The 599-nt window shown below is 65.4% G+C and carries 1 protein-coding gene; it reads left to right on the forward strand.

Features of this window, described 5'->3' with window-relative positions:
* Positions 1-599 (forward strand): zinc-binding dehydrogenase (locus E2K76_RS20175; protein ID WP_136686217.1); only part of this gene is annotated, 599 nt, incomplete at both ends.

The following is a 599-nucleotide window of genomic DNA, read 5'->3' on the forward strand; positions in this document are numbered from 1 at the left end:
CCCTTCGACAAGATCTGCTATATCGGCTGCGGCGTGACGACCGGCATCGGCGCGGTGATCAACACGGCCAAGGTGGAGATCGGGGCGAAGGCGGTGGTCTTCGGTCTGGGCGGGATCGGGCTCAACGTGATCCAGGGGCTGAAGCTGGCCGGGGCGGACATGATCATCGGCGTCGATCTGAACGACGACCGCAAGGAATGGGGCGAGCGGTTCGGCATGACCCATTTCGTCAACCCGACGAAGATCGAGGGCGGGATCGTGCAGCACATCGTGGAGCTGACCAAGACGCCGTTCGACCAGATCGGCGGCGCGGATTACTCGTTCGACTGCACCGGCAATGTGAAGGTGATGCGCGACGCGCTGGAATGCACGCACCGGGGCTGGGGCGTGTCGGTGGTGATCGGCGTCGCGCCCGCCGGGGCCGAGATCCAGACCCGCCCGTTCCAGCTGGTCACCGGCCGGGTGTGGAAAGGCACCGCCTTCGGCGGCGCGCGGGGCCGCACGGACGTGCCGAAGATCGTCGACTGGTATATGGACGGCAAGATCGAGATCGACCCGATGATCACCCACACCCTCAGGCTCGAAGACATCAACAAGGG

This window comes from Falsirhodobacter xinxiangensis, assembly GCF_004959935.1.
Classification (GTDB): Bacteria; Pseudomonadota; Alphaproteobacteria; order Rhodobacterales; family Rhodobacteraceae; genus Falsirhodobacter; species Falsirhodobacter xinxiangensis.